Annotated in this window: 1 protein-coding gene and 2 pseudogenes; 1 reads left to right on the top strand and 2 read right to left on the bottom strand. The window is 58.9% G+C overall.

Features of this window, described 5'->3' with window-relative positions; all coding sequences use genetic code 11:
* Together AC1DT3_RS20605 and AC1DT3_RS20600 are read right to left on the bottom strand one after the other, a co-directional pair.
* Nucleotides 1-283, bottom strand: a pseudogene (locus tag AC1DT3_RS20605) (aminotransferase); the annotation flags it as partial.
* 56 nt (nt 284-339) lie between these two features.
* Nucleotides 340-723, bottom strand: coding sequence for a hypothetical protein (locus AC1DT3_RS20600; protein ID WP_477467066.1), 384 nt, complete (start codon nt 721-723; stop codon nt 340-342).
* A 110-nt stretch (nt 724-833) separates the two neighbouring features.
* On the opposite strand from AC1DT3_RS20600, the pseudogene AC1DT3_RS20595 reads away from it, so the two are divergent.
* Nucleotides 834-1,564 (top strand): annotated as a pseudogene (locus AC1DT3_RS20595) (class I poly(R)-hydroxyalkanoic acid synthase); the annotation flags it as partial.

The raw sequence follows: 1,564 nt of genomic DNA, 5'->3' as shown, positions 1-1,564 counted from the left end.
CCTGTGTATCGGGATTGAGCTTCACCCCGAACCGGCGCTCGTAATAGCCCGCCTGCGCGCGGCGCAGGCCCGTAATTCCTTTCGACGCCGAGTATCGGTCCGTCCGAGGTTTCCCGACCGTCTCTACGAGCTTGTCGATGACATGCTGCGGTGCCTGCAAATCGGGATTGCCCATGCCGAGATCGACGATATCGGCCCCATTGGCCCGCGCGGCTGCCTTGATCCGATTGACCTGCTCGAAAACGTAGGGCGGAAGGCGCTTGATGCGGTGGAATTGGGACATGACGGTTTCCTGGCTTCGTCTCTCGGTACCGTACCGAAAAAATCCTCTGACGGCGCTTATTGGTTCGACGTGGGCTTGGCTTTTGCTTTCTTGGGCATCAGAACCGGATCCGGAGGAGGCGTGCCGCCTACGGCAGCGGCTGCCGCGCCGGCATTGGCATTCTTCTCGCGGAGATTGTCGAGCTCCGACTCCGCTTCCTTCACCTGCTGCGCGTTCTTCGCCGCGGTCGACGGCCCTGCAGACGTTGTCCCGACGGGAATGTACGTAATGGATTCCTGCCGAGATTTCACCACGAAGTCCTGCGCCGCGGCCGTCTTCGGACCAAGACCCGTCGAGGTGAGGATGTCGTGAGTCGGGTTGCCTGCACAGGCTGAAAGCATTGCAGCCAATCCGCTGAAAGCCAGGGCTCGCAAGGCAATATCGACAGGTGAAGTCATCATGACATCCAAAAGTGTTGGCAAGGATCTAGTGTTTAATACGCTACAATCGCTAAAATGTCGGAAACATGCCGCGTGAGCAATGGCAACGGGTTCGAGGAGGGAATGTCCTAATGGCCAAACCGCCCGGTGACGAGACGAATGCGCGCACGAGTCCGGATTTCGAGGCCCTGTCCCGTAATGTAGCCCTTTTCTTCGAGGAGGCGGGGAAAGCCACGGCCGCCTATCTCAAGCCGATCGAAACGGGGCAGAAGCGGTCCGATTTCGGCAGTGAAGCTTCGGAAGTCGTGAAAACGCTCGGGCAGATCGCCGAAACGTGGATGATCAACCCACAGAAGAGTCTCGAAGCACAGACGCGGCTCGGCGGACAGTTTCTGGAATTATGGGCATCGACCCTCAAACGGGCTCAAGGCGAAGAGGCCGACGATGTGGCACGCCCTGAGGCGAAGGACTCTCGCTTTGCCGATCCGGAATGGTCGACGAATCCTGTTTTTGATTTCCTCAAACAGGCCTACTTGATCACATCCCGTTGGGCCGAGGGCCTTGTCGATGACGCTGACGATATCGACGAGCGCACGCGGCAGAAGGCGCGCTTTTATCTGAAGCAAATCTCGGGYGCGCTTTCGCCGTCGAATTTCGTCCCGACCAATCCCGAACTGCTGCGGGAGACGTTGAAGGAAGGCGGCGCCAACCTCGTGCGCGGCATGAGCATGTTGGCCGAGGACATCGAAGCCGGCAAAGGCGAGCTCAAAATTCGCCAATCCGATCCCAGCAGTTTCAAGGTTGGCGTCAACATTGCCACCACGCCCGGCAAGGTCGTGTTTCGCAACGAGCTGATGGAGCT

The sequence above is a fragment of the Microvirga sp. P4_G7 genome, assembly GCF_056401005.1.
This window is presented reverse-complemented; position numbering and strand designations above follow the sequence as displayed.

What these genes read in the sequence shown, in the direction of transcription:
- AC1DT3_RS20600 (WP_477467066.1), bottom strand. Translation starts at nt 723, where the DNA reads ATGATGACTTCACCTGTCGATATTGCCTTGCGAGCCCTGGCTTTCAGC.